The sequence below is a fragment of the Amycolatopsis sp. cg9 genome, assembly GCF_041346945.1.
Classification (GTDB): Bacteria; Actinomycetota; Actinomycetes; order Mycobacteriales; family Pseudonocardiaceae; genus Amycolatopsis.
This window is the reverse complement of the sequence record NZ_CP166850.1, coordinates 4761725-4775945: the sequence shown is the minus strand read 5'-3', so window position 1 is coordinate 4775945 and position 14221 is coordinate 4761725. Positions and strand designations below refer to the sequence as shown.

Here is a 14221-nt window from a genome sequence, read left to right as displayed (position 1 = left end):
CTTCAGCGGAAAACTCAGCCGGCGGTCACGACCGGGGCGCCCTCGCCGAGGGTCTCGCCCGTCTCTTCGGCGATGCGCATGGCCTCTTCGATGAGCGTCTCGACGATCGCGTGCTCGGGCACGGTCTTGATGACCTCGCCCTTGACGAAGATCTGGCCCTTGCCGTTGCCGGACGCGACACCCAGATCGGCCTCGCGGGCCTCGCCCGGGCCGTTGACGACGCAGCCCATGACGGCCACGCGCAGCGGGATCTCCATGCCCTCGAGCCCGGCCGTGACCTGCTCGGCGAGCGTGTAGACGTCCACCTGCGCGCGCCCGCACGAGGGGCACGACACGATCTCCAGCTTGCGCTGCTTGAGGTTCAGCGACTGCAGGATCTGGATGCCGACCTTGACCTCTTCGACCGGCGGCGCGGACAGCGAAACGCGGATCGTGTCGCCGATGCCCTGGCGCAGCAGCGCGCCGAACGCGACCGCCGACTTGATGGTGCCCTGGAACGCCGGCCCGGCCTCGGTGACGCCGAGGTGCAGCGGGTAGTCGCACTGCTCGGCGAGGATCTCGTACGCGCGCACCATGACCACCGGGTCGTTGTGCTTCACCGAGATCTTGATGTCGTGGAAGTCGTGCTCGGCGAACAGCGACGCCTCCCACAGCGCCGACTCCGCGAGCGCTTCCGGCGTCGCCTTGCCGTACTTGTCCATGATCCGCTTGTCGAGCGAACCGGCGTTGACGCCGATCCGGATCGGCGTCCCGTGGTCCTTCGCGGCCTGCGCGATCTCCTTGACCTGGTCGTCGAACTTCCGGATGTTGCCCGGGTTCACGCGCACCGCCGCGCAGCCGGCCTCGATCGCCGCGAAGACGTACTTCGGCTGGAAGTGGATGTCGGCGATCACCGGGATCTGCGACTTCTTCGCGATCGCGGGCAGCGCCTCGGCGTCGTCGGCCGACGGGCACGCGACGCGGACGATGTCGCAGCCCGCCGCGGTCAGCTCGGCGATCTGCTGCAGCGTCGCGTTGACGTCGGAGGTGAGCGTCGTCGTCATCGACTGGACGGAGATCGGGAAGTCGCTCCCGACGCCGACCGGGCCCACCTGGAGCTGGCGGGTCTTGCGGCGCTCGGAGAGGACGGGCGGGGGCAGGGCGGGCATACCGAGTGCGACGGTCACGGTTTCCAGCGTACCTACCCCGACCGGGCCACCTTCACCATGTCAACCGTCACGGTGAGCAGCATTACGGCCCGTGTGGCCCGCCAGGGACGGGCCGCAACCCCTCCGTGGCGGCTACTGCCCGATACGAATCGGGTTGACGATGTCCGCTGTCACCGTGAGTAGCGTCACCGCGCCCCCGATGAGCACCAGGACCATCGTGATCCCGGACAACCGCGTGTAGTCGACGGGCCCGCCCGCCGCCTTGCCCCGCCGGGCGCGGATCCAGTCGCGGACGCGCTCGTACCAGACCACCGCGATGTGCCCGCCGTCGAGCGGCAGCAGCGGCAGCAGGTTGAACACGCCGATGAAGAAGTTCAGGCTGGCCAGCAGGAAGAAGAACAGCACCCAGATGCCCCGCTCGACGGCCTCGCCGCCGATCCGGCTGGCGCCGACGACGCTGACCGGGGTGTTCGGGTCGCGCTCGCCGCCGAAGATCGCGGTGACCACGGCGGGGATGCGCTCCGGGAACTCGACGAGCCGCTGCGCCGTCTCGGCGAACATCGTGCCGGTGAAGCTGAACGTGGCGCCGACCGCGGCGACCGGGCCGTACTGCGTGGTCGCCGAGGACTTCTGCGGCGAAGCACCGATCATGCCGACCTCTTTGACGCCTTCGCTGGTCCAGCGCTGCACCTTCGGCACGTCAACGGTGAACGAAAGCCGCTGCTCGCCGCGTTGCACCTCGAACGCGGTCGGACCGCTGGTGGCCTGGACCGCGGTGAGCATCTCGTCCCAGCTCGCGATCGGCTTCCCGCCGACGGACAGGATCTTGTCGCCCGCTTGGAGACCGGCCGTCCTGGCCGGGGTGAGCGCGTCGGCGGCGCAGGTGGGGTTCTGCGCCTGCGCCTTGGCCTGCTCTTCGGTCGTGATCGACTGGGCGCACGACGTGGCCGACAGCACCGCCGGGGGCGGCGTGAGGTTCGGCAGGCCCATCGTCACGGCCATCAGGTAGAGCACCACGAAGCCCAGGATGAAGTGGGTGATCGACCCGGCCGACATCACGACCGTGCGCTTCCAGGTCTTGAACCGCCACATCGCGCGCGGCGCCTCGTCCGGCGTCACCTCGTCGAGCGCGGTCATGCCGGCGATGTCGCAGAACCCGCCGAGCGGGATCCACTTCAGGCCGTACTCCGTCTCGCCGCGGCGCCACGAGAAGACCGTGGGCCCGAAGCCCACGAAGTACCGGCGGACCTTCATGCCGAAGGCCTTCGCGGTCAGCATGTGCCCGGCCTCGTGCAGCGCGACCGAGACACAGATCCCCAGCGCGAAGAGCACCACACCGATGATGTAGGACACCCGCTACTTCCCCTCGATGATCGAACCGGCCCGCGCGCGAGCCCAGCGCTCGGCGGCGAGAACGTCGTCGACGTCGCGCGGTTCGCGACGCCACTCGTCGGCGGCTCCCACCACCTCGGAAACAGTGTCCACTATCGACGTGAAGCTGGTGTTCTGCGCCAGGAAGGCGGACACGAGCTCCTCGTTGGCCGCGTTGTAGACGGCGGGCAGGCAGCCGCCCTCGGTGCCGCAGTGGCGGGCCAGCTCGACGGCCGGGAAGGCCTCGTCGTCGAGCGGCTCGAAGGTCCAGGTCGCGGCCTTGTCCCAGGTGCAGGCCGGTGCGGCGTCGGGCACCCGGTCGGGCCAGTGCAGCGCGAGCGCGATCGGCAGCCGCATGTCGGGCGGGCTGGCCTGGGCGATCGTCGAGCCGTCGGTGAAGGTCACCATCGAGTGCACGATCGACTGCGGGTGCACGGTGACGTCGATCCGCGCCGGCTCGATGTCGAACAGCAGCGCCGCCTCGATCAGCTCCAGGCCCTTGTTGACCAGGGTCGCGGAGTTGATGGTGATCAGCGGGCCCATCGACCACGTCGGGTGCGCCATCGCCTGCTCGACGGTGACCCCGGCCAGCTCGGCGCGCTTGCGGCCGCGGAAGGGACCACCGGACGCGGTGAGCACGAGCCGGGCGACCTCGTCCTTGCGCCCGGCGCGCAGGGCCTGGGCGATCGCGGAGTGCTCGGAGTCGACGGGCACCAGCTGGCCGGGCTTGGCCGCGGCGAGCACGAGCGGCCCGCCGGCGATCAGCGACTCCTTGTTCGCGAGCGCGAGGGTGGCGCCGGTGGCGAGCGCTTTGAGCGTGGGCTCGAGGCCGCGGGAGCCGGGCAGGGCGTTGAGGACGGTGTCGACCTCGACGGCGTCGATCAGCTCGGTGACGGCGTCGGAGCCCGCGAAGAGCCGCGGCAGCTTGAAGTCACCCTGGGCGTAACCGCGCTTCTGCGCCTCGGCGTACAGCGCGAGCTGCACGTCTTCGGCGGCCGTGGCCTTGGTCACGGCGACCGCGTCGACCCCGTGGGCGAGCGCCTGCGCGGCGAGCGCGCCCGGGTCCGCCCCGCCGGCGGCGATCCCGGCCACCCGGAACAGGTGCGGGTTGCGGGCCGCGACGTCGAGGGCCTGCACACCGATGGACCCGGTCGAGCCGAGCACGAGAACGCTTCGCGAGGTAGTCATCGCCGGTCATTGTCGCGCGGCCCGTGTCCGCGGCGCACCCGGAGGTTCGGTGGCGCGGACCTGGGCGGGCGCCGCGACGTTCTGCGGCGCGAGCGCGGCGGCGAAGCGGTCCCCGCCGAGCGCACGTATCGCGGCGGCGCGACGCACCCGGAGGTGCTCCGATCGCGGCGGCGCCGGGTGTCCGGCGCCACGCGGGCCGTGTCCGCGGCGCACCCGGAGGTGTGGGATCATCGGCGCGTACGAGGTTCACGGGTCTTGAGGAGTTCATCGTGGCAGGCAAGGCGGTCGAGAAGAGGCGGCCCGAGGTCGACCCCCGCGACGAGCCGTCCGCGGCCTGGGGCTGGCACGGCACGTTCCCGAAGGCCACCCGCATCGCCGGCTGGGTCAGCGCGATCATCCTGCTGGTGATGATCAAGGGCAACCACGAGAACAACACCGAGAACGTGTGGCTCGTGGGCCTGTCGCTGTTCCTGATCCTGCTGCTCGTGCTGGACATCCGCAAGCGCCGCACGGCCTGGCGCAAGTAGTCCGTTTTTCGCTAACGTCTCCGGCCATGAAGCTGCGCTGGGGTTTGGCCGTCGTCGCTGTCCTGGGTGCCCTCGTGGTGCCCGCCGCTCCGGCTTCGGCTGCTTCGGCGCCGGTGGTCCGGTGCACGTTCACACCGACCCCGGACAACCCGGCGGCTCGTCCGGTGGTGCGTCCGCTGCCCTTTGCGTTGACGCGCGGGACTGTCGATGTGACGTTCCGGTTCAACTACGGGCCGGTGACGGTCCGGCTGAACCGCGCCGGGGCAGCGCCGTGTGCGGTGCACAACATGGTTTCGCTGATCGCCCAGCGGTTCTACGACCGGTCTCAGTGCTGGCGGCTTTCGAACTCTTCGCGGTTGGGTGTGCTCCAGTGCGGGGACATCTACGAGGTCGAGAAGGGCGGGCCGGGGTACAAGTTCCCGGATGAGGTTTCAGGTGCCGAGACTTACCCGCGCGGGACTGTCGCCATGGGGAACCAGGGGCCGGGGACGAACGGGTCGGAGTTCTTCATCGTGCATTCGTTCGCGAACATCCCGGCGAATTACTCGGTGCTGGGGACTGTGGTGCGGGGGATGTCGGCCATTGATCACATGGTGGCGGACGGGATCATCCCGACCGACCCGAACGGGCCGCTGGACGGGGCACCGGCGAAACCGGTGAAGATCCAGCGGGCCACGCTCGGCCGGTAGAAGCGGGCTTCAGGCGAGCCGCCCGGGTCGAATCGAAGACTCGCGAGCGGGAACGAACCGAAGAATCCACGTCGTGAACCACCGAATTCCCAAGTACCCGCATCCGGATTCCCGGACGCGGGAATCGGGTGCGGTCACCGGTCGGGTGCCTCAGTCCTCGTACCAGTCCTCGTAGACGACCTGCGACCAATCGGGCCAACCGACAGTGAGCCCGTCCACGACTGTCATCCCGACATCGATTCCGGTCTTCTTGCTGGCGACATAGCGATGATGCCCCTCCTCGATGTACATCCTGCCGTCGGGCAATCGCTGAACCTCGATCGCGTCGACCTGCTCGCCGGCCAGAAGCTTGCTCACGTAGCGATCAACCTGCCTGGGGTTGACGTAGTCCTGCATCGGCCTCAGCGCATCGTGCTTGGTCCCGACGATGTCGTGCCCGGCCGTCCCGGCGCCAGAGCCGGCCCTGTTTCCTTCACCCGCGTCACCGCCGAGTGAATCACCGCACGCATAGCTCGTCCGCCGGGTCCCGCCGTTGAAGTCGTCCCGCAGGACGCCGCCACCGCAGTCGTCCCAGGCCGAAACCTGGGTGGGCAGCAGCGGGGACGGGACCGGCGGATCCACGTCGTGGACCACCGGGTTCGTCGGGTCCAGGATCTGCTGGAGGAAGCCCTGGTAGATGTCCACCAGGTCCTGCAGGTCCCCGAGCAGGCCCGCGACCACACCCGCCGGCAGATCGGGATCCGACGAGACGCCGCCACCGCCGTAGTACGGGTTCTTCGCGCCGTCCGGGATGGGGTCGGCGACCTTGCGGGCCTTCTCGTTCTGGTCGATCCGCGCCTGGATGCCCGGCGGCGGGGGCGGGGGCGGCGGCGGGCACCAGCATCCCCGCGGCGGCGGTGAACAGGCCCCACAGCCACCCGGCTGCGGTGGGTTGCCGGGTTGCGTACCCGCGTCCGGGTTCCCGGACGGGTTCCAGGCGCGGTCGCTGCTCGGGTCCACCCAGTAGCTGCCGCCACCGGAGGTGAAGTATCGGACGGAACCCCTGGTCGCCGTGCGGACGGGTATCTTCTCGACCTCGAACAGCCAGCCGTAGGGCAGGAACCCCAGGAAGTCGTTGATGGGGTCGGCGCTCACCCTGGTGCCGCGGGTGCCCGGCAGGTTCGGCGTCGGCTTGGGAATCCGGAGATGACCGTCCGGATCGACATGGTCGACCGGGGCACCCCCGCTGTAGGCGTACCGGTTCGCCATGCCGGACGGCGTCACGGGCAAGTCGATGTCGTCCCGGGCGCTGAACGTGCCCGTGCCCGGCGAGTACCAGCGGGCGCCCATGTCGACCGCGCCCGTGGCCGGGTCCGTGTAGTCCGACTGGAAGCCCAGCGACGACGTCGTTCCCGACTGCGCCACCTTCGCCCCGAACGGGTCGAAGGTCGCCGAGCCGCTCAGTGTGCCCGTCGGGGACAAGCCGCCGATCACGTCGGAATGGCTGTCGGTGAGCGTGAGCTGGTTGGTCCCGGCCGCGCCCTGGGCCTGCAGGTCGCCCTGCGTGCCCCGGGCGAACGTCGACGTGCCGTCCGACGTCAGGTCCAAGCTCGTGCCGTCGTAGCTCAACTGCTGGCCGTTCCGCGACGACGCCCGGTTCAGGCCGTCGTACGCGTACGTGACCGAGCCCTGCTTCACCGCCCGGTCGAAGGCGTCGAACTCCGACGTCACCGTCCCGGACGCGCCGGTGCGGGCGTTCAGCGTGCCCCGCGCGCTCCACGTCAGCGTGTCCGCGCCGTCAGTCAGCTGGCGGTTGCGCTCGTCGAACGTCGCCGTGCGGTCGCCCGCCTGCACACGGTTGCCCGACGCGTCCCACGCGTACGAGGTCGTCTTGCCGCCGACACTCCACGACGTCAGGCGGCCCGCTTGGTCGTAGCCGTAGGTGTTGTCGCCGGCTCCGGCCACCCCCGTCGTCTTCTTGCCGGTGAGGCGGTCGTCGAGGTCGTAGCTGTAGGCGAGCGCGGCGAGCGAGACGCCGCCGGTCGCCTTGAGCTCATCGCTCGTCTGGCGGCCGAAGTCGTCGTAGCCGTAGGTGCGGACGCGGCCGCCGCCGTAGTCGATCGACGCGAGGTTGCCCGCGTCGTCGTAGCCGAGCGTCTGCTTGACCCCGGTCAGGCCGTCCTGCTGGGTCGCCAGGCGCCCCTGCTGGTAGCCGAACACCGCGGTGCCCGCTCCGTCGACGCGCTGGGTCAGCCGGCCCGAACCGTCGTAGGAGTAGGTCGACGTTCCCGAGAGCGGCCCGGTGCTGGTCAGCAGGTCACCGCGGTCGTCGTAGGTGAACGTCTTCTCACCGCTGGGCGCGTTCACCGCCAGCAGGCGCCCGGCCGGGTCGAACCGCTGGACGCGGTCCGGGGTCGGCTGGGCCGCGCCGGTCCCGGTCTCCAGCGTCAGCCGGCCCAGTGCGTCGAACGTCCGCTGCCGAACGACGCCGCCCGGTGCCTGGAGGCGCTCCGGCCGGCCGGCGAGGTCGTACGACGTCGTCCACGTGCGGTCCGCGGCGGCCGGGTGGGCCGCCGTGGCCGGTTCGAGCACCGATTCGGACAAGCCCAGCACGTTGTACGTCTCGATCGTGCTGTTGCCGCGGCCGTCGGTCGACCGGGTCCGGTTGCCCGCCGCGTCGTAGCCGAACGACGTCGTGATCGACGCCGTGTCGGTGGTCGGCTCCTGCTGCCGCACGAGCAGGCCTCGGGAGTCGTAGTCGAACCGGGTGGTGCGGCCCAGCGCGTCCGACGCGGTGACCTTGTTGCCGTCCGCGTCGTAGCCGACCGAGCTCTTGCGCAGCACGCGCTCGGCCGGGTCGAGGCTGTAGAACCCGGTGGCCCGGCCCGCCGGGTCGTAGCTCACGTACCCCGTGCGGCCGTGGCCGTCGGACTGCCGCACCTGGCGCCCGGCGAAGTCGTAGCCGAAGCGCGAAACCACTCCCGCCGGGTCAGTGGTGGTGGTCCGCTGCCCGAGCACGTCGTACTCGTTCTTCGTCAGCTCGCCGGTCGGCGCTGTCGAGCTGACGAGGTTGCCGGCGTCGTCGTAGCGGAGCTTGGTGGTGTACGCGGCCGGCGCCGGACGGCGCTCGAGCCGGGTCGCCGTGACCTGCCGCCCGAAGTCGTCGTAGGTGCCTTCCACCCGCGAACCGGTCGGGTCCGTGGTCGAGAGCAGCTCGCCCTCGGTCGTGTAGCCGTACCGCCACACGCCGCCGGGCTGGTCGCCGTCGGCCGGGTCCGGGTCGGTGCGCTCGACCGGCCGGCCGAGCTGGTCGTACCGGTAGCGGGTGACCGCGCCGGCCGGGTCCGTGACGCTCAGCAGGTTGCCCATCGCGTCGTACTGCCGGGTCGTGGCGACCTTCGCCGCGGTGCTCTCCCCCGGCTTCCGGTAGTCCGGCGACGCCACCTTCAGGATCCGGCTGTCCCGGTCGTAGGTGACTGTCCCGACGTTGCCGTTCGGGTCCTTCGTCTCGGTCTGGTTCCCGAAGGTGTCGTAGCCCCCGACGACCTCCGGACGTACCTGCGCGGCCGCCGCTCCCCCGGACTCGGCCGCGACGAGCGGCTGCGTGGTCCGGATGAGCCGGCCGAGCTTGTCATAGGCCAGGTTCGTCGTGAACGCGACCGGGTCGGCGCCGCGGGCGTTGCCGCGTGGTGCGGTGACCGCGGTCATCAGGCCGCGCTCGTCGTACTTGTAGGTCGTGGTCAGCTTTTCGGTGGCGCTCTTGGTCACGGACTGGCTGATCTGCCTGCCTGCCGTGTCGTAGCCGTACTCGACGGTCTCGCGGTTGCCGAGGTCGAGCCGGGTGCTGTTCGAGCTCTGTCCGGTGTGGACGGTCTTGACGACGTCCCCGCCGGGGCCGTACGTCCATTCGGTCCGGTTCGCCAGCCCCGCCGGGTCGGCGGTTTCCGCCGTGCCGCGGCCCGAGGCGTCGTACTCGAACGTCGTGACGCGGCCGCCGGGCTCGGTCAGCTTGGTCTTCTGCCCCGCGGCGTCGTAGGCGTACTCCTGCAGCGTGACGTCGCGCTTGGGCGCGGCCGGGTTGAAGGGGTCGCGCACGTCGTGGGCGACGACCTTCCAGACCTTCCCGTCCCCGAAGTACTGGTAGCGGGTGGTGCGCCCCATCGAGTCGGTTTCCCGCACCCGCCGGCCCGCGAGGTCGTAGGCGTAGGACGCGAGGACCAGGGTCGGCGCCGACGTCGTGTCGCCGGCACCGTCGGTGTCGCCGCCCCCGCTCGCCGGATCGGTCGCCTGCCCGTTCCAGGCCCGCAGCCGGACCTCGGCCAGCGCATTGCGCGCGGTGTAGCCGTATTCGTACTTGTTCCCGCCGGCGTCGACCATCCAGACGCGGTTGCCGAAGGGGTCGTAGCCGGCGGAGGTGACCCCGCCCTCCGGGTCCACCACCCGGCTCGCCCGGCCGAAGTTGTCGTAGTCGGTCGTCGTGACCCGGGCGGCGTCACCACCGGTCAGGTCCTTCTCCTCGGTGCGCACGACGTTGCCGTCGGCGTCGTAGCCGGTGAGGGTCTGCGCGGTGTGCGTGACGCCGGTGATCGCGTTGGCCACGCCGGATCCGGTCGCGGCGGTCTGGTGCGACCGGGAGTCGTAGGCGTACGTCGTCGTCACCCCGGCCGGATCCGAAGCGCTGCTTCGCGTTTCCGTCTTCTTCCGGCCGAAGACGTCGTACGTGTACGCCGTTACCAAACCGGCCGGATCCACGACCTTCGCCAGGTCGCCGTTCTTGTAGTACGAGTACGCCGTGACGCCGTTGCGCGGGTCGGTCGTCTGCAGCAGCAGGCCCGCCGGGACGTTGCCGCCGCCCACCGCCGCTTCCGTGCCGTTCGCGTACTGGTGGCGGGTCACGCCGCCGTCCGGGGTGGTCTCGGTGGCCAGGAGGCCCCGGACGCCCAGGTCCGTGTACGTGTACGTCGTCGCGTACGCCGGGTCGTCCGCGTTCGCCGAACGGGGGTCGCGGGTGGACAGGAGCTTGTCGTTGCGCGGGTCCGTCACGTCGGCCGCGTTGAGGTAGTACGTCGAGTACGACGTCTGGCAGTCGCCCGGGGCCACGCGGCACGTCTTGCGCGCGATCACGTTGCCGCGCTCGTCGTTGGTCAGGACGACGGTGTTGCCGAGCTCGTCGCCGATCGTGGTCTGGAAGCCCTTGTCGTCGTAGTCGTAGGTGCGGACGCCCTGGCCGTTGACCGGGCCGCCGACCCACGTGCCGTCGCCGCCGACCGGGCCGCCGCAGTACGACGGGTCGGTCGGGTCCTGGGGTGCCGACGGATCACAGGTCGGGTTCTCCGGTGGCAGCGGGTTGCCGTCGCCGTCGCGGCGGTCCTCCGGGCGGATGCCCTGGCCCAGCGGGGCGATGTAGCGCAGGATGCGGCCGCGCACCGGGTCGTAGTCGTAGAAGTGCGGGCGGTTCCCGGGGTCGGTGACCTGCGTCGTGCGCACGAGGTTGGTCTCGGTGCCGGTGACGACAGGACGGCCGAGGCGCCAGTGGCCGCCGTTGCGGTCGACGACCTCGGCGAGGCGGTCGGCCGTGGTGTCGTAGCTCAGCTGCGCGGCGACGCGGCCGCTCGGCAGCGTGATCTTCGTGAGCGAGCTGGCCGCCGCACGCGCCTGGTAGTGCGCGGCCGCGGTCGTCGGGCCGACGGCGTACTCGTAGAACGCCGCTTCGGCGATCTGGCCGGAGAAGAACCGGCGCGCGTCCGTGCCCCAGGCCGGCCACGCCGACGGCGGGACCGTGTACGCGGCGCCGATCTGGTTGTAGACGACGTCGTCGTGCGCGATCTCGCCCTGCGCGGTGCCGACCGCCTTGCCGTCGAGGTAGAGCGTCTGGGTCGCGAGCGCGCCGGAGAGCACCACGTGGTGCCAGGCGTTGTCGTTGACCGCCGTCGCCGACGTGATCGGGGCCGCGCCGCCGTTCCAGAACTGGCCGCGCAGCTTGCCGTCCGTGCCGACGTACAGCACCGGCACCGCGCCGGTGGGCGTGCCGCTGATCGGTGCCTTCTGGTAGCCGAAGAGCGGGCCGCCGGTCGCGGTCTTGAACCACATTTCGATCGCCAGGTCACGGTTCTTGCGCACCGTGCCGTCCGGCAGCGTCACCACCGACGAGGTGCCGTTGAACGTCGCCGCGGTCCCGGTGCCGGTCAGCGGCCCCGGCTGGCCGAGGGTGACGTCCTTGTAGGTCCCGGCGTCCTTGCCGAGCTTGAGCCCGTTCTCGCTGGCCGCCGTGGTCCCGGACGTCTCGCCGAAGCGCCAGAACGACGACGGGCGGGCGTCGACGACGGAGCTGCGGTAGTGCGAACCCGCGGTGTAGTCGTAGCCGGTGCACCCGTTGTCGGGGTCGCACACCTTCGTCAGCCGGTCGCCGTCGTAGGTGTAGGTCCAGGTGAGCTGCTTGCCGTCGATCGGGTCGGTGCTCACCGACGTGACGTGGTTGCCGGTCCACTTGAAGTACAGGATCCGGTCGCTGGTCAGGCTGATCGCCCGGCTGAGGTGCTCCGGCGTGCCGTAGTCCAGCTGGACGTGGTGCCCGGCCTGGTCGTAGCTCTCGATGAGCCGGCCGTCGGGGCGGAAGCGGTAGAGCGTGGCCGCCTTGTCGGTCAGCACCCAGCCGCCACCCGCGGCTTCCGGTTCGATCCGGAAGTTCGCCTGCCGGCCGGGCGGCGGCGCGAACGTGCCGTCGCTGTTGCGGCCGAACCGGACCTGCTGGCCGTCCGGGTAGGTCACGACGACGTTGCCCGAACCGTCGTTGTCGGGCAGGACGCGCATGTCGTAGCGCGTCGCCCAGCCGGCGCCGAAGGCGAGGTCGGTGCGCGGGTCGAGGCTGTTGTAGGTGCGGGCGACCGTCAGCTCCGGCCCGGTCACCTGCAGCGCCGCGTCCACCGCGCTCGAGAAGTAGTTCCCGGTCTGCGGGTCGAAGTCGCGCTGCGCGCCGCTGTAGGGCGCGTTCGCCAGGTGCGACGTGATCTCCGGCTGCGGGACCGCCGTCAGGAGGTGGCTCGGCGTGAGCTTTTCGCTCTCCGAATTCCCGTCGTAGGCGAACACGCGCCACTGGTAGTCCTTGCTCCAGCGCAGCGCGCCGACCGGCACGGTCCAGGTCCGCTTGGTCACGTAGCCGGAGTCCACACAGGACACCCCGGTCAGCGTGCCGTCCGGCTTGGCGACGTACTTTTCGCAGACTTCGAAGCGGTACTTGAGGGTCGAGGACACCGGGGCGTCGACGTCGACCGCGTCGGCCCAGAGCTGCGGGGTGAGCGTGGGCGCCGAGAAGCCGTTCGGCGGGTACTGCGCCTTGACGATCGGCGGGACGTCGAACACGGTCATCGACAGGCGCGTCGGCGGGATCTGCTCGTCGGTGAACCAGGCACCGCCGCGGCGCAGCATGCTGAAGTCGAACAGGTACTGGCCGGGCTCGATGGCCTTGATGGTGGCGTCGAGCGTCACCGAAGCACCGCGCGGCACGTCGTTCGGCAGGGACGCGGCTTCGACCGCACCGACCGGGGCGCCGGCGGCGGTGAAAGCGCGGTAGCCGAGCGCGAAGTCCGCGGCGGTCCAGGTGTCGGCGCCGCGGTTGGTGACGGTGATCTTGACCTTGCCGGCCTGCGTGCGGGTCACCGGCGGCTGGGGAACGCCGCGGTCGACGCGGTATTCGGCGTCGTAGGCGGTGTGCGTGACGAACAGGCGCGGCGGGTTCGCCGTCCGGTTGCCGGTGAACTTCTTCCAGCCGTAGGGATCGGTTTCCGACGCGCGGACCGCGAGGCCGTAGTTGGCCTGCGCACCGGTCACCCAGCGCTGCACGAGGTCGCGGCCGCCGGTGCCGAGCGGGATCAGCTCGGTCGCCGACGGGCAGCTCGAAGCGTGCTGCTGGAGGCCGATGTACCCGTGGGCGAAGGATTCCTGGGCGAGCGCGGGACCGAAGGCGGGCCCGGGGAACCCGGACGCGGTGGTCCACGGCGCGGTGACGCCGTGCACGGTGACCGGACGCGGCTGGCAGGACCATGACCAGGTGCTCTTCAGCGTGAGCTGGGCACCGAGGATCTTGTGGTTGCGCAGCCGGCTTTCCACACCGCTGAAGGACAGGTAGCTCGCGGCCTTGACGGACCCGGTCGTGCCGATCCGGAGCTCCGTCGAGCCGTCGAGCCGGGAACCGCCCTGGAACACGGCGCCGCCGTCGGACGCGGTGGTTTCGACGCTGGGGTCGACCTCCACCGGATAGACGCGCGCGGAGTCCTTGAGCCAGTTCGGGTCCAGCTTGACGCGGAGCACGAACGCGCCGGCGTTTTCCAGCAGTTCGTAGGTCACGCCCTCGGACCGGGCGGGGTCGCCGGTCGCGGGATCACGCCGGGAGTCGGTCATGAACCCGGCGGGGATCCGGGCGCGCTCGCGCCCGGCCGGGTCGGTGAGCGAGATCCGACCGTCCACAAGGGACGGCCGGAGCCCCTTCAGCCGCAACGGGAAGTCCCACGTCGCCGCGGCCTCCGGCGAGTTCAGGACGAGCGTTTCCTTGACACCACCGGGCACCACGTCGAGCCGGAGGTCGGCACCGGCCCGCACGCCCGGGTAGACGATGCGGCTGCCGGAGACGGCACCGGCCGACGGCACGGCACCGCCCACGCCGTAACCGAATTCGTGGTCGCCGTCCAGGGACACCCGGACGAGGTCGTTCCCGGCGGCCTTGGCGGCGAAGGTGATCCGCTCGGCGTCGGCCGCGTTGGACCAGCCGGTGCCCGCGGGCACGATCGCCGTGTCGATCGGCTGGAAGCTGCCGTCCGGCGCGCGGAAGTTGATCGGCTCCTCGCCGAACTCCGTGGTGAGGGTGCCGTCGGTGTTGGCGTAGGTCCTGTCCGTGGCGGTGCGCCGGTCCGGCAGCTCCCGGCTGGTCTTCTCGTCGAACCCGGTCACGTGCGCGGGCGCGCTCCCGACCTGCACGGCGTTCGCGGTGACCTTCGCTTGACCGGCGGCCACCGCGGGGTACTTCGACTGCAGCGACTTCGGCCCGGCGGTGTTGGCCGCCCCGGCCGGGTCGTCCCCCTGCTCCCCCGCCGTCCCCGGCAGTTGCTTCGGGGCGAGCGCCATGGCCTGCTGCAGCAGGTTGGCGCCGGCGTCCGGCCCGGCCGGGATCGACGGCCCGACGATTCCCGCCGTCAGCGCGACGACGAGGACCAGCAACCCGGCCCGGCTGGCGTGCCCGGTCTTGCGTCGTGGAGAAAACATGGGGAATCCCGCCCTCATCGGTCGAACGGCTGCACGGCAAGGGGACGGCCGGGCGGGCCTCGAA

At 71.0% G+C, this 14221-nt stretch carries 6 protein-coding genes; 2 read left to right on the top strand and 4 right to left on the bottom strand.

What is annotated here, in order from left to right; translation table 11 throughout:
• Nucleotides 1–14: 14 nt before the first annotated feature.
• The 3 genes from ispG to dxr form a co-directional block, all read right to left on the bottom strand.
• Nucleotides 15–1166 carry a flavodoxin-dependent (E)-4-hydroxy-3-methylbut-2-enyl-diphosphate synthase gene (gene ispG / locus AB5J73_RS22855; protein ID WP_370972055.1) on the bottom strand — a complete coding sequence of 384 codons (1152 nt, stop codon included), beginning with the start codon at nt 1164–1166 and terminating at the stop codon, nt 15–17.
• A gap of 114 nt (nt 1167–1280) precedes the next feature.
• Nucleotides 1281–2501 (bottom strand): RIP metalloprotease, encoded by a 1221-nt coding sequence (locus AB5J73_RS22850; protein WP_370972053.1) that lies wholly within the window; start codon nt 2499–2501, stop codon nt 1281–1283.
• 3 nt (nt 2502–2504) lie between these two features.
• Complete coding sequence (gene dxr / locus AB5J73_RS22845; protein WP_370972051.1) at nt 2505–3707, bottom strand: 1-deoxy-D-xylulose-5-phosphate reductoisomerase; 1203 nt, start codon at nt 3705–3707, stop codon at nt 2505–2507.
• Nucleotides 3708–3976: 269 nt separating this feature from the next.
• On the opposite strand from dxr, the gene AB5J73_RS22840 reads away from it, so the two are divergent.
• Both AB5J73_RS22840 and AB5J73_RS22835 read left to right on the top strand, forming a co-directional pair.
• Nucleotides 3977–4234: a DUF2631 domain-containing protein gene (locus AB5J73_RS22840; protein WP_247012819.1), complete on the top strand. Its 258-nt coding sequence runs from the start codon at nt 3977–3979 to the stop codon at nt 4232–4234.
• Between the two features lie 26 nt (nt 4235–4260).
• Nucleotides 4261–4923, top strand: a complete 663-nt coding sequence (locus tag AB5J73_RS22835) for a peptidylprolyl isomerase (RefSeq protein ID WP_247012821.1) — start codon at nt 4261–4263, stop codon at nt 4921–4923.
• 150 nt (nt 4924–5073) lie between these two features.
• Here AB5J73_RS22835 and AB5J73_RS22830 read toward each other — a convergent pair whose 3' ends face one another.
• Nucleotides 5074–14157: an RHS repeat-associated core domain-containing protein gene (locus AB5J73_RS22830; RefSeq protein ID WP_370972048.1), complete on the bottom strand. Its 9084-nt coding sequence runs from the start codon at nt 14155–14157 to the stop codon at nt 5074–5076.
• Nucleotides 14158–14221 lie beyond the last annotated feature (64 nt).